The organism is Pantoea sp. Lij88, from assembly GCF_030062155.1.
In the GTDB taxonomy this organism is placed as follows: domain Bacteria; phylum Pseudomonadota; class Gammaproteobacteria; order Enterobacterales; family Enterobacteriaceae; genus Pantoea.
Genome location: NZ_CP118269.1, coordinates 1,622,400 through 1,645,825 on the forward strand (window position 1 = coordinate 1,622,400; position 23,426 = coordinate 1,645,825).

Genomic DNA, 23,426 nt, shown 5'->3' on the forward strand with positions numbered 1-23,426 from the left:
CCATGATTAATTTGCGCCGGAAAGACTTTGCATATTTCTCTGCCCCCTATCATCATTAGATCTCCTGTCCAGTCTCTTCTGATTTGGTAATCCTTTGCAAAATCCCGGCGTAGCAGTGATGCAGGCGATCAGGCGCACGGCGTGGTATCCGAAACGCCGCTCTTATCGCACGCTCTACTGGCGTGAAATATCGCCATTAGCAGTGCCTATCTTTTTCGAGAACGCCTGTGTGCTGTTGATGGGCGTACTGAGCACCTTCCTGGTCAGCTGGCTGGGTAAAGAGGCGATGGCGGGCGTCGGCCTGGCCGACAGCTTCAACATGGTGATCATCTCGTTCTTTGCTGCCATCGATCTCGGTACCACGGTGGTGGTGGCGTTCAGCCTGGCAAAACGCAACGGCAAGCGCGCCCGCGCCGCTACGCGTCAGTCGCTGGCCATGATGACGATTCTCGCCTTTGTGCTGGTGATCGCCATTGAGTTCTGGGGCCATCTGATCGTGGATGCGATAGCCGGTGCTGCCGATCCCAAAGTCAAAGCGCTGGCGCTGAGCTATCTGCAGACCTCCGCCTGGAGCTATCCGGCGGCCGCCATCACGCTGATCGGCAGCGGGGCGCTGCGCGGTGCAGGCAACACCAAAATTCCGATGCTGATTAACGGCGGTATGAACATCCTCAACATCATCATCAGTAGCGTGCTGATTTATGGCTGCTTCTCGTGGGAGGGGTTGGGGTTTGTCGGTGCCGGACTTGGACTGACTATTACCCGTTATATCGGGGCGATCGCGGTGATTTACGTGCTGATGATCGGCTTCAACGCCTCCTTGAAAATCACGCTGTCGAGCTATTTCCGGCGCTGGAACAGCAGCATTCTGATGGAAGTTTTGGGCATCGGTGTGCCTGCCAGTATCGAGTCCGTGCTGTTCAACGGCGGTAAACTGCTGACCCAGGTGTTCGTGGCAGGGATGGGGACCAGCGAGATCGCCGGTAACTTTATCGCCTTCTCGGTAGCCTCGCTGATCAACCTGCCGGGCAATGCCCTGGGTTCCGCCTCGACCATTATTACCGGCACCCGTCTGGGCAGGAATCAGGTGTTTCAGGCGGAACGCCAGGTGCGGCATGTCTTCTGGCTGGCGACGTTGTGTCTGAGCGCGATCGCGCTGCTGACGGTGCCGCTGGCCGGGTTGCTGGCGCGCTTCTACACCAGCGATCCGGAAGTGATTAATGTGACGAAGCATCTGCTGTGGCTTAACGCGCTGTTTATGCCGCTGTGGGCCGCGTCCTGGGTGCTGCCCGCCGGACTCAAGGGCGCACGCGATGCGCGCTACACCATGTATGTCTCGATGTTCAGTATGTGGGGCGCGCGCGTGGTGGTCGGTTACGTGCTCGGCATTGTGCTGGGGATGGGCGTCACCGGTGTCTGGCTGGGGATGTTCCTCGACTGGACGGTGCGCGGCATCTTCTTCTGGTGGCGACTCAACAGCGGCAAGTGGCTTAACCGCTATCGCAAGATGATCGCTAAAACAGGGTAGCACTCGCTTTATGCCTTCCCCCGGCACAGGGGGAGGGCGCTGAATCTCATCTCCCCATCCAAAAATAACATCTTCGTCACATCTCCAGACTTCCGATCCGATTTTCAGTCAGTTGCACAAAGCCAGACTCCTCAGACAGGATTAGCGTAATGCCTGCTGCGCACTGACGCAGACAATACTTATAAAGGTGACCCTATGATCCGTCTGAAAACGGCGCTGGCACTCCTGCCGCTGCTGTGTAGCTGCCCGCTGTGGGCGACAACCTTTGTCTATGTGTCGAATGCCGAATCCGGCACCGTTTCCCGCTATCAGCTGAGTGAGGCGAACGGCAGCCTGCAATGGCGGGGCGATACGCCTGCCGGGAAAAAGATCATGCCGCTGGCGGCCAGCCCGAATGGTAAACGGCTCTATGGCGCGCTGCGCAGTCCGCCTTATTCGATCATCAGCTGGCGCGTCACTGGGCCGCATGGTGATTTGCAGAAACTGGCGGTAACGCCGGTTAAGGCCAGCTTTCCGTGGATCACCACCGACAGGAGCGGGCGCTATCTGCTGGGGGCCTCTTATGACAGCGATATCGTCACCAGCAACCGGATTGATGACAAAGGGATTGTGACACCCCAGGTCACGGGCGAGGTGAAAACCGGGCCACACGCCCATTCGGTGATCACTGACGTCAGCAACCATTCGCTCTACGTTGGCAACCTGGGCGCGGATCGGGTGCTGCAATATGCTTTTGCCAGTGACGGGGCCATCACGCCGCTGGGGACCGGTTTTGTTCAGGGCGAGAAGAACAGCGGTGCGCGGCATTCGGTGATATCGCCGGACAATCGCTTCCTTTATAACCTCGCGGAGATGAGCGGCACTATCACGCAGTTCCGGCGCGCTGCGGATGGCACGCTGACGGAGCTGAAACGCTGGCCGAATGCGGTGGCGAAGAAATATAACCTGCAGCATGGCGAGCAGCGCCCGGCGGGCTATAGCGATCCGACACCGCGCATCTGGGCGGCAGACATCAAAATCACGCCGGACGGGCAATTTATCTATGTGAGCGAGCGCACCTCCAGCACCGTCAGCGGCTACCGGGTTGATAAACAGTCGGGTGAGTTAACACTGATCGGCAGCTGGCCGGTAGAAAAACAGCCGCGCAGTATCGCGATTGATGCGCAGGGCAAATGGCTGATCGTGAGCGGAGAGAAGAGCGCCGTGATTGGCAGCTATGCCATCGATCCCGCCAGCGGCGAACTGAAACGGATCGCTGAAGCGCCGGCCGGTAAAGGCGCGAACTGGGTGACGCTGATAACGCAGTAAACGTATGGGAGCCAGTGTCTGAAGCTGGCTACACAATCAGGCAGGTGGCTTATGCCATTTCCGGCATAAGCAGCGCAGAAATTTTTGCTTCAGATTGCGCGCATAAGCAGGTTTACTCAGGTCATCAACCGATGCGGAGAACCTGAGATGAAACAGAAACTGATAGCCTGGTTTGAACAGCTGCTGAACGGCTCTGCGGCGGATGCGCACAGCCATGACATTAACGTTGAACTGCTGCTGCCGCTCAGCCAGCTGTATGGACTGGAATATTATCCGGCTGTGCATCGTTACCATGAAAAATAATGGTTGTTTTGTCTGGTTAAAGGCCCGCTGCTATGCGGGCCTTTTTGCGTTCTGGGGTGAGATAACAACCATCAGCGCTCATTACGAAAAACAGCCACCTCATCGCCTTTCATCCCCCTTAATACCCCAGCGCGGTTACATGAATGAGTAATCCTGTGCGGATGAATAGTCATAATTGCGTGTTTTTGCATTCATTCCCTTAACATTCATAAAACCCCCCACTCTCAAAGAAAGTGGTCAAAAAGCGGTGAATTTGCCTTAGAAAACAATATGTCACTGGGAATTTTACTTTTTCCATCAGGAGGTTGTTATTTTAAGTCAATAAGGAACTTCTGATTATTAAGGTGGTAATCTGCACGCCTGTGCTTACACAAACCTTACAATAAGCGTTGTTAACCCTTCGATGAAAATGCCTGAAACAGGGAAGTGGCTGGTTTTCGGAGCCAGTTTGTTTATCAGCAATCTCATGGCTGCGCCGGTTACGCCTGGCGACCTTGACGCTATTCAAAATCAGCAGCAGCAGCGCCTGGAGCAGAACCAGCAGCAGCGTGATGCTTTAACACAGGCGCACCAGGTTGAGCTGCAAACAACGGCGTCGGCGCCTGCCAGCGGTCCCTGTTTTGATATTCGGCAGATTATTCTGCAACAGGCGACATTAATCGCGCCGGATAAGCAGGCGAAACTCGTCGCGCCCTATATCAATCAGTGTCTGAGTCTGGCGCGCATTAATCAGCTGGTACGCGACATATCAGAATGGTATGTCCAGCGCGGATATATCACCAGCCGGGCTTTCCTGACAGAACAGAACCTTTCTCACGGCGTTTTGACTGTCACCGTGCTGGAGGGAAGGCTGGAAGAGATTCGTTTGCAGGGGGCCAGTTCACGTCAGTTGAAAATGGCATTCCCGACCGGTGCCGGTCGTATTTTAAATTTACGCGACATTGAGCAGGGTATGGAGCAGATAAACCGGCTACGCACCACACCGGTTCAGATTGAAATCATCCCATCGGCTAAGCCCGGTTATTCCATTGTCAATCTGACCAGTAAACCTGAATTTCCTCTGACGCTGGGCCTGAATATGGACAACAGCGGCCAGCGAAGCACAGGCATTGGTCAGCTCTCCGCCTCGCTGGTGGGCAACGACCTGCTGGGTGTTGCCGATCGCTGGTTTGTCAGCGGTGGCCGCAGCAGCGCGTTCAGCGACTGGCGCGATGCGCAAAATTTCCAGGCGGGCGTCAGCGTGCCTTATGGCTATGGACTGCTGGATTACAGCTATAGCTGGAGCAACTATCACAGCCGCTTTAACGCCAATAATTTCGACTGGTATAGCAACGGCGATAACATCTCTAACCGCCTCAGCGGCTCGTGGGTGCTGTTCCGCAACGGGGATATCAAAACCGGTGTTCAGGCGGGTCTGAACCATTACGTCAGCCATAACTGGCTGAACCAGACGCTGCTGCAAAGCAGCAGCCGCAAAATGACCAGCCTGCAGATTGGCTTTAACCATACGCAAAAAGTCGCAGGCGGGGTTGCCACGATCAACCCGATGCTGAGCCGTGGGATGCCGTGGTTCAATGCCGAAAGCGACAGCGGTAAAAGCGACGATTTACCGAAAGCTGAATTCCGCAAATGGAGTGTCAGCAGCAGCTACCAGCGGCCGGTGACTCAGAAGATATGGTGGCTCAGCAGCTTTTACGCCCAGTGGTCGCCCGATCGTCTGTATGGCAGTGAACGTCTGACGATTGGGGGTGAGAGCTCGGTTCGCGGTTACAAAGAACAATACCTGTCCGGCGATGTTGGCGGCTACCTGCGCAACGAACTCAATTACACGCTGTTTACCCTGCCCGCCATTGGCGAGGTCAGTACCACGCTGGCACTGGATGGGGGGTGGCTGCAGAGCGACAAACAGGATCGCTATGCAGCTGGCACGCTGTGGGGCAGTTCGCTGGGGCTTGGCACCCGAAACGCCCACGTCTCTACTCAGCTGTCGCTGGGCATCCCCGTCAGCTATCCCGATTACCTTGCGCCTGATCGCCTCAGCGTTTACGCGCGTATTGGACTCGTTTTCTAAAAAAAGGCCCCGATTATGGATGATCAATTAGCGCTTTCACTGCCGCGTCGTCTCCTGAGCTATCTCATCTGCTCGATGATCGCTTTTCAGCCCCTGCTGCCCGCCTTTTCGGCTGCGATAACGCCTGTAACACAGGGTACTCAGGTCGATGCTGCCGGTAATGGCGTGCCGGTCATCAACATCGCGACGCCGAATGCGTCAGGCCTGTCACACAACCAGTATCAGAATTACAACGTCGGCCAGGAAGGGCTGATTCTGAATAACGCAACCGGCCGGTTGACGCAGACACAACTGGGTGGACTCGTTCAGAACAACCCGAATCTGAAAGCGGGGCAGGAAGCCCGGGCGATCATCAACGAGGTGGTCGGGGCCAACCGTTCCCAGCTTCAGGGCTACACCGAAGTGGCGGGTAAAGCGGCAAACGTTATGGTCGCCAACCCCTATGGCATTACCTGTAACGGCTGCGGTTTTATCAATACGCCCAACGTTACGCTGACTACCGGTAAGCCGCAGCTGGATGCACAGGGCAATCTGCAATCGCTGGAAGTGACGAAGGGTGCCATCAGCATTGAGGGTAAAGGGCTGGATGGCAGCCAGGCTGATGCGGTCTCGATCATCGCGCGCGCAACAGAAATCAACGCGGGCATTCATGCCAAAGATCTCAATGTGACGCTGGGCGCAAACCGGGTCGGTGCTGATGGCAGCGTGACACCCATTGCGGGCGCGGGGGCTGCGCCATCGGTCGCCGTGGATACCGGCGCGCTGGGCGGCATGTACGCAAACCGCATCCATCTGGTCTCCAGCGAAAATGGCGTGGGCGTTAATCTCGGCAACCTCAATGCCCGCCAGGGCGATATGGTGCTGGATGCGCAGGGTCGGTTAAGCATCAACAACAGCCTGACCAGCGGCACGCTGAATGCAAAAGGCAGCAGCATCGCCCTGCAGGGAGAACATAAAGCCGGCGGCAACGTCGCGCTGACTGCGCAGCAGGATATCGCCTTAAATGGAGCCTCGTTGGGCAGCGACGCCTCACTGGATCTCAACAGTCAGGGCAGTATCACGCTCAAAGGCAGCAGCGTAAAAGCGGGCCAGAATGTGCGGCTCAACAGTGGCAGCCAGAGTGTTGATAACAGCAGCAGCGGTAGTGCGGTAGACGCGCTACAGCTCTCTGCCTCATCTCAGCTGGACAATGCCGGGCAACTCGCCGCAGCAAAAACACTCGATATCCAGGCTGCACAGATCACTAACAGTGGCAGCCTGGCCAGTAATGGGGACGTGCAGGTTCGCACTAACACCCTGCAACAGAACGGTAAGCTGCTGGCACAGGGTAAAAATACGGTAGTAGTCAGTGGACTGCTGAATAACCGCGATGAAATCAGTGGCGGCGACCTGAACATCCAAAGCGGGAGCCTTGATAACAGTGGCAAGTTGATCGGTCAGCGTCTGCAAATCGATGCCCCAATCCTGAATAACAGCGGCGCGATGGTGAGTAATGGCGAAGTCGTGATTAACAGCGATACGTTGCAACAAAACGGCTCGCTTTCGGCCGGGGGGAACGCGCAACTGACCGCGCGTAACTGGCTGGAAAATCAGGGAGCCATCAGCAGTCAGAACGCCCTGATTATGAACAGCGCCCAGCTGCGGAACTCAGGGTCATTAATCGCACCCAATCTGACCCTGACCGCCGGTCAAATCAGTAATGGCGGCCTGGTTCAGGGCAATACGCTGCTCTCTTTCAATACCGGACAGCTGGATAACCTGGCTGCGGGCACGATCAGCTCCGATAACGATTTTGGGCTTGCGCTGCCCCAGCTTAATAACAGCGGATTGATCACCAGCGGCAAAACACTGACGGTCTCTGGCGAACAGCTGAATAACAGCGGAGAGATCAACGCTGCCAGCCTGAACACCACCCTCAAAAATTTACATAATCAGCAGGGCGGTAAATTGCTGGCTGATGATCAGCTCCGGTTGCAGGGTGATGCGCTGAACAATCAGGGAACGATGGCTGCCGGAACGCTGAAAAGTGATGTCAGCCAGGTGACTAACAGCGGGACGGTCCAGGGCGATAAGGCATTATCGTTGCAGGGCAGCGCGTTGACCAACAGCGGCACGCTGCTCAGCGCGGGCCAGCTGAGTGTGCAACAGCAGACGCTGGACAACAGCGGACTAATGCAGGGTAAACAGTTGACAGTGAAGGCTGACCGCTGGCAGAACAGCGGCAATGCCCTGAGCGAAGCCGACGCCGATCTGCAAAGCGGCACCCTGGACAATGGCGGCAAAATTCTGGGACAGCAGGGCATCGCGCTGAAAGCGAACCACACCGATAACAGCGGCTGGCTGATTGCCCAGGCGCTGACGCTGCGTGGCGACATGATTAACAGTGGCCTGATTCAGGGTAATCAGCAGATTACGCTGGCAGGTAACCAGCTGGACAATCAGCAGGGCGGCCAGTTGCTGAGTGACGGTACGCTGAAGGGTGACTTCACTTCACTGACAAACCACGGTGCCATGCAGGCCGGGGAGATGACGTTAAACGCCGGGACATTGCAGAACGGCGGCACAGTTCGCGTCGGCAAAGCCTTAAACGCTGTGATTAACGGTGCGCTGACGAACAGCGGAAGTCTGCTCAGCCAGCAGCAGATGAATCTGCAGGCAGCGGAGATTGATAATCAGGGCACCCTGGCGGCGGATAACCTCAGCCTGCATGCGCCAGTACTCAGTAACGCGGGTCTGCTGCAGGGCAACAGCACCTTAACGCTCGATCATCAGCAGATCCACAACCTCCATGATGGCCAGTTAATCGCCGGGAGTCCGCTGACGCTGACGTCAGATCAGCTGGATAACGACGGGTTGCTGCAGGTTAACGGTGCGCTGACGGTCAACGGTAACCGTCTCAACAACAGCGGACGTCTGCTGAGCGATGACCTCAATCTTCAGATTGCCGATACGCTGAATAACAGCGGAACGGGTCAGATCGTGACCGGCCATCAGGCCGATCTGCATGCGCAAACCCTCACGAATAGCGGCCAGATCGCAGCCGGGCAACTCAGCGCCAGCGGCAACACGCTGGAAAACAGCGGGCTGCTGCAGGGCGACGCGCTGGTGGATCTCGGATTTGCTCAGACACTCAACCACAATAATGGGCAACTGCTGAGCGGCGATCGGCTGAGCGTTAAGGGTGGCAGCGCGACCAATGATGGCAGCTGGCAGGGTCAGCAACTCGACCTCACGCTGGATTCTCTCGATAACCGCGGCAGCATCAATGGCATCAGCGGCTTGCGCGCTGACATCGCCAGCGATCTGATCAACAGCGGCACGCTGGTCAGTCAGGGCAATAGCGACCTGAATGCCACTACGCTGCGCAACAGCGGCAAAATAATGGCGAACCAGCTGGGGTTGCAGAGCACCAGCCTGAACAACGACGGTCTGTTACAGGGCAGCTCGGCGTTGGCTGCTCAGGCCGATAACATCACGCAATCTGCCGGCGGCAAAACGCTGAGCGGAGGAATACTGACGCTCAATGCGGGCCAGCTCAACACCCAGGGTGTGCTGCAGGGCGAGCAGACGACGGTTAACGCGGACAACTGGCTGCATCAGGGATCGCTGCTGGGCAGCAAAGACCTGAACGTCAGCGTCAGCAATGAGCTGCATAACACCGGCTCTCTGATGAGCCAGGATAGTGCGCAGATCGTGGCTAATACACTGAACAACAGCGGCTCACTGCTCAGTGAAGGGGCGATGACGCTGAACGGCGCTGCGCTGAATAACAGCGGATCGGTTCAGGGTAAAACCCTGACCATTACCCCGGCCAGCGTCATGAATCAGGGCAGCCTGATCGGTCTGCAGGCATTAACGTTTGCAGCAATGCCACAGATGGCCGGGCGAATGCTGCTCACGGCGCTGGCCGCGCCATCACGTCAGCTGATTAATAATCAGGGCGGATCGCTGCTGACCCAGGGCACGCTGAACATCAACGGTGATGACGTTGTGAATAACGGCAGCTGGCAGGGTCAGCAGATCCTGCTCAATGCCCGACAGCTGACCAATAATGGCGCGATCCAGAGTGCAGATGCGCTGCAATTGATTCTGGCGGATCGCCTTGATGCGGGCGCGGGCAGCAAGATTTCAGCGAATGGCACTGCGGCACTGCAGGCACTGACACTGACCAATCAGGGCGAATGGATTGCCAGAAACCTGACGCTACAGGGCGACACGCTAAACAATAATGGCGCCGTGACCGGTGTTGATTCGCTGTCGGTTGACCTTAATGGTGCACTGACCCAGCAGCAGGATAAAACGCTGCTCAGCGCGGGCAGGCTGACGCTTCAGTCATCCTCGCTCAATAATGCCGGACGCGTACAGGGCGGCAACCTGCAGATCACCACGGGCGCGGTGGATAACAACGGACGTTTACAGGGTGATAATAGCCTGCTGGTTAATGCTGGTGGACGCATTACCAACGGCGGCAACGGCGCCATGATCACGCAAAACGCTCTGACGCTGACCGGGCCAGAACTGTTCAACTATGGCCTGATTCAGGGTAACGGCAACGGTGTCGCGACGATAACCGGCTTAACGCAAAATGAAGGCCGGTGGCTGTCGGGTGGCGCGCAGACTCTCAATACGCCGCAGCTGAATAACAACGGCTGGTTACAGGCGTCGCAGCTGATTCTCAATGCGACCCATGCCAGCAACAACGGTACGCTGCTGGCCGACGGCCAGGGTACGCTGACCGGCAATGGCTTCAGCAACCAGGGCACAGCCCAGGGCGGTAACCTTGAGGTTAATTATCAGCAGGTAAACAACAGCGGCACGCTGTTGGGTAACAACCGGCTAAGCGTGATGGCCGCTCAGGTTGGTCAGCAAAGCAGCGGTCGCCTGTTCAGCGGCGGCGACCTGCGGGTTCACAGCAACGGCTTTGACCAGAGCGGGCAGGTTGTGGCGCTGGGTAACGCCACGCTGGAAATCGCTAATGGCTTTACCGGTCGAGATATTCTGGCGGCGGGCGGGCGACTCACCGTCAGCAGTAATGGTGCCATAGACAACCAGGGCACGATGCAGGGCGGCGCGCTGACGCTAAGTGCAGGCGGCGATCTCACCAATAATGGTCAGCTCACCACGGGAACAGGTGACAGCGCGTTAAGTGGCAATCGTATCGCCATGAACGGTAATGGCAGTCTGCAGGGCGGCGGGAATATCAATTTAGCCAGCCGTAGCGATATCACCCTGGGCGGTTTCACGGGTACGCTGGGCAATCTGACCCTCAGCGCACCGGGCAGTATTGTTAATACCGCGCTGCTCTACGCGGCGGGTAATCTCTCTCTGTTTGCCAACAGTATTAAAAACCAGCGCGGCGACGTGCTGGCCGGTAACAGCTTGTGGATGCAGCGCGATGCAGCAGGCAATGCGAATGGCGAAGTAATTAATACCTCTGGCACCATTGAGTCGCAGAACGGCGATATCACGATTAATACGGGGCATTTGCTGAATACAAGGGATGGGTTGAGTGTTTCTGAAACGCATAGCGCTTCAAACCAGACGGGCTTAGGCGTAGACCTGATAAAGGTTCCAATCTCTGAATTTAAACCAGAGGAATACGGGGTATTCGTAAACTCAAGGAAAACATGTGATTCATGGGGTAAAAATGGGCAAGGTTGTAAAACTTCAACAGCTTATTACTACGTACCAACAAAAGAAGCCGCGAGTAAGAATTTTTCATTATCTAGCACTACTATAAACGTCACCAGTAATGGTGGTGCAGCTCGCATAGCCGCAGGACGTGATATTAATATAAGGGCAGGTTCGTTTGATAATCAGGCCAGTAATGTTCTGGCGCAGAGGGATATCTCTCTCTCTGGAAATCAATTGAACAACCAATCCTGGCAGGCTGGGACACAAAATACTTATTTTAATTATAAGTATGAAGGGATACTGTTTGATTACGCACATCTATATACAAGTACTAGTGAAAACGGTTATCAACAGACTTATGCTACTACCGGCTCTCGCAATAAGCCTAAAGTAAAATCAATAACATATACACTTTCAGATCAAGGGACGAGTTTTACCCCTGGAGAGTTATACCGGTCGGTTATCCAGGCCGGCGGCAATGTCTCCGCTAACTTCAGCGGCGATATCAGTAATACCAGCACCACTGCGAATGCCGGCTGGAGTGGTAATACGCTTTCTGCCCCCGCTTTACGCGGCTTAACCGCTGCAGGCACCGCTGGCGCGCAGTCGCATCAGCAACTGGCCACCGCCGACAAAGCCGCAATCAATACGCCGCAATGGCGCGATCAGCTCCAGAATGCACTGCAGCAGGTTAATGGCGCAGGGACGCTGGAGAGCGCTTCACAGGGCAGTGCACCGCTGACGCAATATGCTGCGGCGGGTAAAAACAACGCGGCACTGGGTAAAGCCATCAACCTGACAAGCGCTGCTCAGGGGCCTGCGTCGCTTCATAACTACAAGGCCGCTGAGGTTGATATCAGCGCCTATCCGTTACCTTCTGGTCAGAACGGCTACTTTGTCGCGTCGAACACCAATAGCCGCTATCTCATTACCGTTAACCCCAAACTCAACGGTCTGGGACAGCTGGATCAGAGTCTGTTCGGCGAGCTGAACGCAAAACTCGGCAAACAGCCTGCTACCACGCCATTACAGGAAACCCGCCCTCAGTACACTGACGAGAATGCATTCCTCGGCTCCTCTTACATGCTGAGTCGGCTGAACCTGAAGCCCGATTATGATTATCGTTTTCTCGGCGATGCGGCATTTGATACCCGTTATGTCAGCAATGCGGTATTGAACCAGACCGGCAACCGCTACATCAATGGCCTGGGATCCGATCTCGCCCAGATGCGCTATCTGATGGACAACGCGGCAGCGGCGCAGCAGTCGCTGGGCTTGCAGTTCGGTGTTTCACTCTCTGCTGACCAACTCGCCTCTTTAGACAAGAGCATGGTCTGGTGGGAAGCCACCACGATCAACGGTGAAACGGTGATGGTGCCGAAGCTCTATCTGTCGACAAAAGATGTGGAAATGCGCGATGGCAGCGTGATTGCGGGGAACAACGTAACGCTGAAAGGCGGGAACATCACCAACACGGGTAGTAGCGTGATGGCCAAAAACAATCTGACCATCGACAGCCAGAACACGCTCAGTAACCTCAACGCCGGTCTGCTCCATGCGGGTGGCGATCTGCAACTTAGCGCGTTGAACGATATCAACAACGTCAGCTCGACTATCAGCGGTAAAAAGGTGGCACTGGAGAGTGTCAACGGTGACATCAACAACCTGACCACGTCGCAGCTCTGGCATCTGGATGCAGACAACGGTAAGGGTGCGAAGAAATCCTATACCGAGACCTTGAGCGGGCCAACGGCGAGCATCACGTCACTTGATTCTCTGAGCCTCAAGGCGGGCAACGATATTGCTGTCACCGGCGCTAACCTCAAAGCAGGTGGCGATCTGCTGCTGAACGCCTGGAATGATATTGCCATCACCGGTAATCAGAACGTCACTGGCAGCGCGCAGTCCGGTTTCGGAAGCCGCTGGCAAAAGGTTGATGCGACCAGCACAACCACGGTCAACACGGTCGGCAGCCAGATCGCCGCAGGCGGCAACATGGCGATGCAGGCGGGTCACGATCTGACCGTTACCGCCAGCAGCATCAACGCCGGTAAAAACGCGGCGCTGGCAGCCGGTAACGATTTGAATCTCAACAGTGCGACGACCAGCCAGAATGAGGTGAAGGGCAAACGTGAAACCCATTCGACCGGTCTGGATCGCACGACGCTGACCAGTGGCGGCGATTTAGCACTCCAGGCCGGACGCGATATTAATAGCCAGGCGGCAGGCATTGCCGCAGACAAAGACGTCACCTTACAGGCAGGGCGTGACGTCAATCTGCTGGCGGCTGAAACCGGTTCTGGCAATAGCTACAAATCGGGTAAGAAGGTTGAGATTAATGAGTCGGTACGCCAGCAGGGCACTGAAATTGCTAGCGGTGGGAGTACGACGGTTAAAGCGGGCAGGGATGTGGTCGCGGAAGCGGCGAGAGCGGATGCGCGCGGCGATCTTGCTGTCCAGGCAGGACGCGACGTAGCTATCACTACGGCAACCGAAAGCGATTATCACTACGACGAAGATACAAAAGTTAAGAAAAAGCTTTTCTCTAAAAAAACCACACACACAGTTCATGAGAACTCAGCCACGACTGAACAGTCTTCGGCGTTAAGTGGTAACAATGTCGCGATCGTCGCCGGACGTGATGTGGCTGTAACGGGTTCCAGCGTGGTAGGCGATAACAACGTTGCACTGAAGGCAGGACGTGATCTTGCGATCACTGCGGCCACCGAAGAGCAGCATAGCTACAGCCTGAAAGAAACCAAAAAGAGCGGCATGATGAGTGGCGGAAGTATCGGCGTGACCTTCGGTAGCGCTTCTACTCGCCAGCAGCTTAATCGCGACGGCACCACCCAAAGCCAGAGCGCCAGCGCCGTAGGTAGCACTGGCGGTAGCGTCACGCTGATCGCCGGTAATAATGCCCACATTAGCGGCTCAGATGTCATCGCTAAAAAAGATATCAGCGTGGTCGGCGGTTCCGTTGATATTGATACGGGCAATGATCTTGTCAGTCGTCGTCAGGTTTATGAACAGAAGAAAAGCGGCTTAACACTCCAGCTTACCAGCCCAATTACCGATGCCTTATTAAGCCTTGGAGAACAGGCAAAATCTGCCAGTGAGGCCGGCGACGGTCGGCTTAAAGCACTGGGTGCGGTAAAAGCTCTGGAAAGTGGCTGGGCGATGTCTGGCGGAAAAGCCATGCAGTCTGGCCAGGCTATGGCAAACGGCAATATGAGTGACGCAGGGATTAAAATTGAGCTCAGCGTTGGCGCGAGTAAGAGTAAATCCTCATCGGAATATAACGCCAATGCCGTTAAAGGTAGCTCGCTCAATGGCGGCGGCAACATTGCGGTGGTGGCGACCGGCGCTAACGGCAGCAGCGGTGATATTACACTCTCTGGCAGCGGCATTACCGGCAAAAATGTCACGCTGGCAGCGGCGCACGATCTCAATCTCACGGCGGCAACCAATAACACCGAACAGAAAAGCAGCAATAAGGCTTCCGGCTGGAGTGGCGGTATTCATGTTGCGATAGGTAAAGAAACAGGCATTGGCGTACAGGCCAGCGGTTTTATGGCCAGCGGCAAGGAGAACGGCAAAACCACCGATTACGTCAACAGCCGTGTAAACGCCAGCAATGACCTCACCCTGAGCAGCGGTAACGATACGGTGCTGTCTGGCGCGCAGGCACTGGGTAATCGGATTGTTGCTGATGTTGGTCATGATCTGACGATGACCAGCCTGCAGGATACCGATGATTATCAAAGCAAACAGCAGAGCGCCAGCGGCGGCTTCAGCTTCACGTTCGGCAGCATGACCGGCTCCGCTGGCCTCAGTCTGAGCCAGAGCAAAGTGAACAGTGAGTACGCCAGCGTCGGCGATCAGAGCGGCCTGTTTGCAGGGAATGGTGGCTATGACATCTATGTTGGCAACCACACTCAACTGAATGGCGCGGTGATCGCATCAACGGCGCAGTCCGCGAACAATGCGCTCTCCACCGGCACGCTGGGCTGGACAGACATCGACAACCACGCTTCTTACAAAGCCAGTAGCTCATCCATCAGCATGGGTGGGGGTAACGAAGATAATAAAATGTCAGGCGGTGCGATGCCCACCTCTGCTAATACCCATGGCAGTGCATCTGGCACCACCCGTTCAGCTGTGGCGGACGGTACCATCACAGTACGTAACGGTCAGGCTCAGACACAGAACGTCGCAGACCTGAGCAGAGATACCGATAACGCCAACGGCCATATCGACAAGATATTCGACAAGGATAAGGTTTCACGCAAGCTTGAGTTCGCACAGGGAATTCAGGAGCTGGGCCAACGTGTAGCAGGCGATATCAGCAGCTACAAAATGCAGAGTGCTGAAAATGAGACCAAAGAAAGACTGCTTAAAGCAAACCCGCAACTTGCTGGTTATTCAAACGAGGAATTAAACACTCTAATCGTAAATGATCCCGGCTATAGGGCCGTTGCAGAAAAGTGGGGCACTGGCGGCAGCTATTCCATGGCAGCAGCAGCTGTGACCGGCGTTCTGGGTGGCCTTGGCGCAAGTAACCTGGGTGCAGCCGCAGCTGGTGGGATGGCACCGTATATCGCCAATAAAATTAAGCACGCAACCAGTACATTTGTCGACGGACAGGAGCAGACTAACGTCCTGGCTAACACCATGGCTCACGCGGTCGCGGGTGCAGTACTGGCTCAGCTGGCAGGAAACAGCGCAACAGCGGGTGCTGCGGGGGCTGCAGGTGGCGAGCTGATGGCCAGAGCTATTCTCAGATCGATGTACCCCGGCAAGCAGACCAGCGACCTGACGCAGGATCAGAAGCAGATTGTCAGTGCGCTCGGCCAGCTGGCAGCGCAGTTGTCTGCGGGTGTGGCATCTGGTTCTGTTGAGGGTGGGATTCAGGGCGCGGTTGCAGGGAAGAATGCGGTTGAGAATAATACGCTGGGAAGTGATGATGAAGATGATGAATTCCAGTTGGAGCACGGCAATCGCCCTGTAAAAATTATTTCTTTTACTCCGAAGAGAATTGGAGTGGTGGATGATGATGGCGATGTGAAGGGAATGGGCGGGATAATCGCTGGCGGTGCTAAAGGCGCAGGTACGTCTCTGGAGCGTGGTCTTGCCTACGATAACCCATCTAACCTTATCCAAAGCCGTGTAAGTGAAATTCAGTCACAAATACCTGCGAACTCTCAAGGCCGAATAACTATGGGTGTTGCGGTAGTAGAGGATGCCAATGGTGTTCGCTCTGTTCTGGTCAGTACAAGTGAACCTCGTGGCTATCTTCGTCCTGGAGTTAGTTTGCAAGAAGGCGAAAAAGTAGTTGTTGGAACTGGCCATGCAGAAGCGGATATTGTCAGCTATGCCAACGCTAACGGATTGAAAGTTGTTGATATCGGTGCGACACGTCCTGTCTGTGCATCATGTCAGAACGTAATTGAGCCGACAGGGGCCAATGTGTCAACGCCATTAAAACCACTGCCAAAGGCTAAAAAATGATTATGCGTTTAGAAATGGTTGAGAAAGGACTTGTAGAAAAACTTAAGTTGGTCAGCGAGGAGCAACGAAGAGTTGCTGTAAAAGTGGCTTGCGAACTTGCTTTTCAGGCTTGTCCAGTAGATGTGCCTATTGTTGTTGAGTCTCTTAGGCAACTACAGTCTGGTAATAAACTCACAACCGATCAGGTTTCTGGGCTAGATGCTTTAGCTGCACAGTTAGATGAGAAGTATTTTGACTTGCAAGACAACCTGGATGAAGGACAAAGCTTAAATCCAGATGGTCTTCAGTTGTTTAGTCAAGCTCGTGCTGTATCGGCGCTGTCCTTAGCTGGTGGAGAAAATTCGCTTATGAAAGCGACCGAAGCAATATATGAAGCATCGTCAGCCGTTGATGATGGAACTCATATTTTCAAAGCAGTTCATTCGGTTTTGCCAGAGTTTTAATCATCGGGTATTTTGCTTTGGTTGAGATCCGGCGCACTCTTGCGCCGGTATTTTCAGTTTCTGTTGCGCCCTGATTGCACTGTTTTTGCATCCTTTCTGCAGTCAAGTTGCATCCCTTTCCACCCATACTGACGACCTACGGTCTACCTGCTCAATAAGCCCCTATTACCCACCAAATACGAATCTTGGTAGTCCTAATAGTTCGTATATAAGAGTTATGCCTTCGGGAGCAACGCCTGTTCCGGGACTAGAAAATGGATATTGGATATGCGTTAAGAATGGTCAACCAACAAATCCAGCTACAGGGGGGTACTGGTACTCGAGGAGAAACACATGTACTACTCCCTGCAAATAGGATGCCACCAAAAAGGTTAGGTTAAATGATTACTGAGAATGAACTCCATGAATTTGAGGGGGCGATATTTACTGGGGTTACAGTTGGAATAGGGTCGTTGGTTTTGCTGTTCTCATCAGGAACACGCATACTGATCCAGTGTCCCTTTAGATGTGAGAAAAAAACTCATTTCATGTAGGGCATGGCGAGGATATATCAACAAGTAATCTCCTATTTTCATATCTTAATCAAAGGGTTGATTTATGCTCTTTGCTAGATGGTGAAATATTAAAATTGTTCTTTGGTAACGAGAGCAATATATATATCGTTCCAGAAAACAACGGCTTTGAATCTTATGTAATCACTACAAGCCAGGGTGATTATCCTGTAATTGCTTACTGATTGAAATCCCGGCTATCAAACCGGGATTTTACTTTTATGAGTCAGTTACCCTTCAGTCGTCAGGCGGATGATCAACTGCCCCGGCCAGGTGATCACCTCGATCTTCTGCCCGGTCGTAAATCCCAGTGCTTCCAGCCAGCGGCCTTTAGTGGTCAGTTGTGGCAGCGGGTTCGGCTGCATTAAACAATACTACACCTGGCGGCCAGTTAGGCGGGACATTTTTGATAACTCGACTAACATCCTGCCTTCAGTGCAGGGTCGAGTGTGGCGAGAAGCTGATATAGGGTTAAATAATATTATGTCAAGAGGCAACCAGCCAGGCACAAGATTGTTATACTCAAATGATGGTTTGCTTTATATTACGACTGACCACTATGGCACTGCGACTTCAATTGGTAAGTGGAAGTGAGTATGAATGAAATGATTTTAGATGGTTCAGAAATAGAAAATGAGCAGGGCTTCCATAAGTTTATGTCTAAGTTATTAGATTTTGGCCCTTATTATGGAACTAATCTTGAGGCTCTTGGAGATCGTCTAAGTAATGACGTGGAAAGGCCAGTAACAATAATATGGATAAACTCTGAGTAATCTAAACAATATCTTGGTGAATGCTTTCATAGAATTGTTCAGATCTTCGAGCAATCAAAACAACAAGATATTAAATTTAATTGGTCTGAGAGATTTGATTATATCTTAAAGTAATTATAATGCCGGTCAGTTGGCTGGGTTCTTGGCTACTAAGCCCTAAAATCCTCATCTTTCCAGCATCAAAACTGAGCTCATCAGGTGCGATGGTGAGCTCAAATTGGTCGCATTAGTGACGGGAGAGTCTGGATGGCGCGTGTCGCTGTGCTTCTTAATGGAACTCCATATAAAAAGTAGAATCCTATGTTCGAGGCAGGAGACTTCGTTTAATATCTGCGAGTTGTGTTCAAGTACTGCCTGTCGTTGCCCAGCGTTAATCGATTTTTTTATTTTGCGCCTGCAAAATCAGGCGACGGAATTATCCATTAACAAAGGACAGCATAATAAGCATATTCCCGGCACAAATGAATATAAGATCGCATCTGAAGCAGGGTTTAATAAGAGTATACTTTTTGTTCCTGCGGAGTCATTGCTTCCAAAGTTAGGAACAGGGCAGCAAGTTGGCAATCTCCCTGTGGGGAGTCCAGGTTCAAAGGAAAGAATTAATTATGGTCAGAATATTGGTAATTATATCGATCCACAGACAGGGGTGTCGGCTCCAACGACTAATGGAATAGTCCATTACCGAAAGAATGGTGTTCATATTGTTCCAGCAAGACTATCAGAAGAGTGATGAAGGATTCTTATGAATAGTAATGATTATTTTAAGCTGTCTGCTCAGCGGGCTTTACTTGGAAATATAACTAATAATATTAGAGCAATATCGGCACTATTGGAGGGTGATGACATTACTTTAAAATTTTTTTATGATGGAATCATCAGTGAAGATGATGAAGAAAATGCTTCCATAGTAGAAACCAAAATTATTGCTGATCTTGATGATAGTTCAGTTGTTCATACAGTTGTCACAAGGCTGGATTATCCTGAGCCAATAAAATGCAATGGCTTTTTACTTTATCTTAGAAAAGAATAAACACTAAACCCCGGCCCTGGTGCCGGGATTTTATTTTATAAGCCAGCTAGTTATCCTTCAGCCGACAGACAGATGATTAGCTGTCCCAGCCCGGTGATCACCTCGATCTTTTGCCCAGTAGTAAAGCACAGTGCTTCCAGCCAACGGCATTTAATGGTGAGCTGCGGCAGCGGATTCGACTTACCTTTATTAGGCCAGCATCCCTCTTTGCCAGCACTGTTTCCAGTAAACTCATTTTATTATCCCCTGAATAGTGATTTGTTAAGCCTTTTTGCACGCTCTGATTTTGTGAATAATAAACAGCACAATTATTGAACCTACGGTGGCAATCGCAATGCTGTATATATTGAAACCACTGACATTGCTAAAACCCAGAGCAGTACTGACTACACCGCCAATCAGCGCGCCGATAATGCCCAGAATCATGGTCATGAAAATGCCCATGTGTTCTTTACCTCGCATAATACATCTGGCGATAATTCCGGCAAGCAAGCCGAACAAAACCCATGACAAAATACCCATCATCTGCATCCTTCTTTTTATATAAATTACAACGTGTTGAACAGTGGTTTAATTCATGAAATAAAAGCAGGTGTATCGTACGCCGCGTAGTATTTGTCTGGCAATCCTGTTTTTTTAATTTAAGTAAACGTATCGGAAACAATAGGAAAGTGATGATGAGCATTCTGGATAATATTAAAAATATTGGCGATGAGTTGTTAAGTGCTGTAGTTAAAAATGTTGAAGATAAACCTGCAAGCCCAGCAGCAGGTAATCGCACGTATACCGTTAAATCCGGTGACACGCTCAGCGCAATCGCTAATCATTTCTACAATGATGCCTCGCAATATACGAAAATCTTTGAGGCGAATAAAAATCTTCTCAGCAGCCCGGACAAAATTGCGCCGGATCAGGTGCTGAACATTCCTGAATAATATGTCGCCGGAAGTTTGGGCCAGCTGGTGCATAGATTGCCCGGCTGGTTTTTTTCATTTTAAGCCGTCGTATTGATCACGAAAATTTGTGCAACGGCAGGATATTTCAGGTGACATCAGGCAGGGCGAAAAATCGGGGTCACTGAAAAGCAAAAAACCCGCTCAGGTTTCCCTGAGCGGGTTTTTCTAATCTGGCTCCTCTGACTGGACTCGAACCAGTGACATACGGATTAACAGTCCGCCGTTCTACCGACTGAACTACAGAGGAATCGTTTGAACGAGGCGAATATTAACGGCGTCGCTCTAAGGTGTCAACAGCAAAAAATACATTATCATTCAACTGGCTAGCTTTAACGCAAAGCGATCGTGATTTAAGCAGTTTGAGCCGGTTCAGCAGCAATTCGGGTCAGCGGATCCTGCTGGTAAAACTGTCGCAGATGCTGATACATGGCGGGAAAGCGTTCGGCCAGCAGAACCGGGGCCGTAAAGAAATATTCAGAGAGCACAGCGAAGCATTCAGCCGGATCGCTGGCGGCGTAGGGATCGATAGTGGCAGCCTGTTCGCCCACCAGTTCGACCTCACTCTCAATCTCCGCCATCGCAGCATGCAAATCCTTTTCCCACTGTGCAACGTCACGCAGCGGTATCACCGGAACGCCGCTGGTATAACCGCTGCCGCGCGCGTCCAGCTTGTGTGCGACTTCATGAATGACCAGATTAAAACCGGAGAGATCGAAAGAGTCCTGAATATCGAGCCAGTTGAGGACTACCGGTCCCTGCGTCCAGCTCTGGCCCGAGTGAACGGCGGGCGCGCTGTGAACCAGTCCGTGCTCATCCTGCCAGTGATCGTCAACTTCGAACGGCTCGGGATAGATGAGCACATCGTGAAAACCGTCCAGCCACTCCAGACCCAGTTTCAGGACAGGCAAACAGAAGAGCAGGGCGATGCGCACGCTGCGCAGCTCATCCAGCTGTGCGCCTTCCAGCGGAACCAGTTTTTTCTGTTGCAGAAAGCGCTTCGCCAGTTCAACCAGCGCCTGTTGTTCGGCATCACTGAGCGGGCTGAATACCGGCTGAGCCAGACCCTGCTGCCACGGCAGCGCAGCCAGCATGTCGTCATGCGTTTTCCAGGGCCATTTAAACATCGCAACTCCCGCACAGAACCGGTCTATTTCGCTATCCTGACGCGCCAGACATAAAAATGCCAGCATCGAATGCTGGCATCAACTATCTGACTGCAGGGCTGAAGGCTGTCTATTCAACCCGTTAGCGCAACCGTTGTCTGTGATTCAACCCGCAAAGCGCAGGGCTGATGCATCAGTTGCGTTCGATGCGCTGAAATTCAATGACCCAGACCCACGGATTCACTTCCCAGCTGGTCGCGCCGTACTGTTTTTCCCAGGCTTTGCGATACGCCTCTTTGGGTGATTCAGAGTTGGCATTCATGGTGAAGAAGTTATTCAGGAAGTGCGAATCGGTCTGAACGCCCTCGGCCCTGATGTCATCTTCACTGATGTCCTGAATCTTCTCTGCACGGACGCCGGTAATTTCAAGGTTGATGCGACTGGCCCAGCGCGGCATATGGATGGCGGTCTGCCAGCCAAACTCTTCGGCCTCCGGCGTGCTCAGCGCATGCTGTCCCAGCTCATTGCTGTCGGCACGATACTGGCAATACTCCGGCAGGCGGAACGGCGTCGGGTCACGTTCATACTCGGCCAGATCGCTCTCTGGCACCATCGGGCCACGCCAGGTTTCACGCACCCAGAGTATGTCACCCGGTTTGCCATAGGGGCATTGGTAGCTGATGTCGGTCATCGACATCATTTTGTAGCCATGCAGATGGTTAGCACTCACATCGAAGGCGTGTACGCCTTCATGATGATCCTGTCCCGGACCGAAAGCCTGAGTTTTCATAATGCGCCGGGTTTGCGTTTGCTGGCCAACCAACAGGGCACGAACACGCTGTTCGGAAAAAAGAATCGGCCGTTCTTTCATTGATTACCTCTTTTTATTAGTAGAACCCGGTTACTGCTGTAAAAATCCATTTGCTTCACATCTGAGAGTTAGCATAAAAGCTTTAAATCATTTTGCTTAATAATTTGTCGGCTGACAGTCACTTTAAAATTGTCACGTTCGGTATCAAAAACCACCAAAATGCAAAAAGCGCACCAACGCTTTTTACACAACGGGCTGAACGCGACGAACAGCCCGGATACAGTACGTTATAACGATAAAAATAGGAACCTTTTCAGACTTTCTCACCTGTCATTGCGCACAGTTTTACAATTAATCGCGTGACAAAAAAAAGTTCAGCAGGGTCCATATAATCGTTTATGGGCCTGCCAAACATTACAGCTGTTAAACTAATTTTCTTAGCAGAAATTCACTGAGTAAAGGCTGAAAACCGCCAAAATTGCGGTTATTGTGTAACAGAGATGCTATACAGATGATCCAGATCTCATTTTTCTGCCCGAAAACGCTGGCAGCGCCGCTCTTTTCAACAGCACTGTAAAAAAAGTGTCATTAGCCAGTCGCTATGATGGCTTGCCGTTCGCGCACTGATCGCGACAGCGAATCTGCTGTCGATCACTACAGGGAGATAGATTATGTCACTCACACTCTGGCAATCTCGCTATGAAAGCTGGTTTCAGGCGAACTGGGTCCACGACGACGGCGCGCACGATATCGCCCATCTGCGGCGTGTCTGGATGAGCGCACAGCGCATTATGGAGAGCACACCGGCTGATCCGCTGGTCGTGCTGACCGCCTGCTATTTTCACGATGTGGTGAATCTTCCGAAGAACCATCCGGAACGTCACCTCGCCTCGACCTACGCCGCAACGGAAACTCAGCGCATTCTGCAGCAGGACTTTCTCGATTTCCCTGCTGAGAAGATTGATGCGGTGATGCATGCCGTTAAAACCCACAGTTTCAGCGCCGGTATACCGCCTCAGACGCTGGAAGCTAAAATCGTGCAGGATGCTGACCGGCTGGAGTCGCTGGGGGCTATCGGGCTGGCGCGGGTCTTCTACACCGCCGGAGCGCTGAATCGCCCGTTGTTCGACAGTCAGGACCCGCTGGGTAAAGATCGCGAGCTGAATGATGTTAAGTGGACGCTGGACCATTTCCAGAAGAAGCTGCTGCGTCTGCCTGAAACCATGCATACCGAAACCGGCCGCATGCTGGCTGAGCATAACGCTGATTTCCTGGTGCGCTATATGGCGAAGCTTTATGCCGAGCTGCAGGGCAATCTGGTGGGAATGGATGAGGGCGTGTTGCGGGACTTCACGCCTTTGAAAACCGAATATTAAATTTTTATGACAGTATGTTAATCGAAACGGT

At 52.9% G+C, this 23,426-nt stretch carries 13 protein-coding genes, 1 tRNA gene and 3 pseudogenes; 11 read left to right on the top strand and 6 right to left on the bottom strand.

The window, feature by feature from the left end:
• The first annotated feature begins 118 nt into the window (after positions 1-118).
• The 6 genes from PU624_RS11255 (at position 119) to PU624_RS11280 (ending at position 16,795) form a co-directional block, all read left to right on the top strand.
• The gene (locus tag PU624_RS11255) at positions 119-1,528 is read left to right on the top strand and encodes an EmmdR/YeeO family multidrug/toxin efflux MATE transporter (RefSeq protein ID WP_283547689.1); all 1,410 of its coding nucleotides are present in this window, start codon (positions 119-121) and stop codon (positions 1,526-1,528) included.
• Positions 1,529-1,723: 195 nt separating this feature from the next.
• The gene (locus PU624_RS11260; protein ID WP_283547690.1) at positions 1,724-2,836 is read left to right on the top strand and encodes a lactonase family protein; all 1,113 of its coding nucleotides are present in this window, start codon (positions 1,724-1,726) and stop codon (positions 2,834-2,836) included.
• A gap of 147 nt (positions 2,837-2,983) precedes the next feature.
• Positions 2,984-3,139, top strand: coding sequence for a hypothetical protein (locus tag PU624_RS11265; protein ID WP_283547691.1), 156 nt, complete (start codon positions 2,984-2,986; stop codon positions 3,137-3,139).
• A 403-nt stretch (positions 3,140-3,542) separates the two neighbouring features.
• Entirely contained in the window at positions 3,543-5,210 is a 1,668-nt protein-coding gene (locus tag PU624_RS11270; RefSeq protein ID WP_283547692.1) for a ShlB/FhaC/HecB family hemolysin secretion/activation protein, read from the top strand.
• Between the two features lie 15 nt (positions 5,211-5,225).
• Entirely contained in the window at positions 5,226-16,352 is an 11,127-nt protein-coding gene (locus tag PU624_RS11275; RefSeq protein ID WP_283547693.1) for a hemagglutinin repeat-containing protein, read from the top strand.
• Complete coding sequence (locus PU624_RS11280) at positions 16,349-16,795, top strand: hypothetical protein (protein WP_283547694.1); 447 nt, start codon at positions 16,349-16,351, stop codon at positions 16,793-16,795. Before PU624_RS11275 ends, PU624_RS11280 begins: the two co-directional genes overlap by 4 nt.
• Positions 16,796-17,576: 781 nt before the next feature.
• Here the strand turns inward: PU624_RS11280 and PU624_RS11285 are convergent.
• Positions 17,577-17,708 (bottom strand): annotated as a pseudogene (locus tag PU624_RS11285) (SymE family type I addiction module toxin); the annotation flags it as partial.
• A gap of 234 nt (positions 17,709-17,942) precedes the next feature.
• Between PU624_RS11285 and PU624_RS11295 the strand changes: the two are divergent.
• From PU624_RS11295 to PU624_RS11305, 3 genes are all read left to right on the top strand, one after another.
• Complete coding sequence (locus PU624_RS11295; RefSeq protein WP_283547696.1) at positions 17,943-18,119, top strand: barstar family protein; 177 nt, start codon at positions 17,943-17,945, stop codon at positions 18,117-18,119.
• A gap of 271 nt (positions 18,120-18,390) precedes the next feature.
• Positions 18,391-18,849: a polymorphic toxin type 50 domain-containing protein gene (locus PU624_RS11300; RefSeq protein WP_283547697.1), complete on the top strand. Its 459-nt coding sequence runs from the start codon at positions 18,391-18,393 to the stop codon at positions 18,847-18,849.
• Positions 18,850-18,861: 12 nt separating this feature from the next.
• Positions 18,862-19,149, top strand: a complete 288-nt coding sequence (locus PU624_RS11305) for a MafI2 family immunity protein (RefSeq protein ID WP_283547698.1) — start codon at positions 18,862-18,864, stop codon at positions 19,147-19,149.
• A gap of 50 nt (positions 19,150-19,199) precedes the next feature.
• On the opposite strand, the pseudogene PU624_RS11310 reads toward PU624_RS11305, so the two are convergent.
• Together PU624_RS11310 and PU624_RS11315 are read right to left on the bottom strand one after the other, a co-directional pair.
• A pseudogene (locus PU624_RS11310) lies at positions 19,200-19,352 on the bottom strand (SymE family type I addiction module toxin); the annotation flags it as partial.
• 58 nt (positions 19,353-19,410) lie between these two features.
• Entirely contained in the window at positions 19,411-19,671 is a 261-nt protein-coding gene (locus tag PU624_RS11315) for a GlsB/YeaQ/YmgE family stress response membrane protein (RefSeq protein WP_283547970.1), read from the bottom strand.
• Between the two features lie 146 nt (positions 19,672-19,817).
• Here PU624_RS11315 and PU624_RS22235 point away from each other — a divergent pair.
• Positions 19,818-20,084: pseudogene (locus PU624_RS22235) on the top strand (LysM peptidoglycan-binding domain-containing protein); the annotation flags it as partial.
• A 192-nt stretch (positions 20,085-20,276) separates the two neighbouring features.
• On the opposite strand, the gene PU624_RS11325 reads toward PU624_RS22235, so the two are convergent.
• From PU624_RS11325 to PU624_RS11335, 3 genes are all read right to left on the bottom strand, one after another.
• Positions 20,277-20,352, bottom strand: a tRNA-Asn gene (locus tag PU624_RS11325).
• Positions 20,353-20,455: 103 nt separating this feature from the next.
• Positions 20,456-21,229, bottom strand: a complete 774-nt coding sequence (mtfA, locus tag PU624_RS11330) for a DgsA anti-repressor MtfA (protein ID WP_283547699.1) — start codon at positions 21,227-21,229, stop codon at positions 20,456-20,458.
• Positions 21,230-21,401: 172 nt separating this feature from the next.
• On the bottom strand, positions 21,402-22,079 hold the full coding sequence (locus tag PU624_RS11335; RefSeq protein WP_283547700.1) for an ASCH domain-containing protein: 678 nt from the start codon (positions 22,077-22,079) through the stop codon (positions 21,402-21,404).
• A 611-nt stretch (positions 22,080-22,690) separates the two neighbouring features.
• Here PU624_RS11335 and PU624_RS11340 point away from each other — a divergent pair.
• Positions 22,691-23,395: a phosphohydrolase gene (locus PU624_RS11340; RefSeq protein WP_283547701.1), complete on the top strand. Its 705-nt coding sequence runs from the start codon at positions 22,691-22,693 to the stop codon at positions 23,393-23,395.
• Positions 23,396-23,426 lie beyond the last annotated feature (31 nt).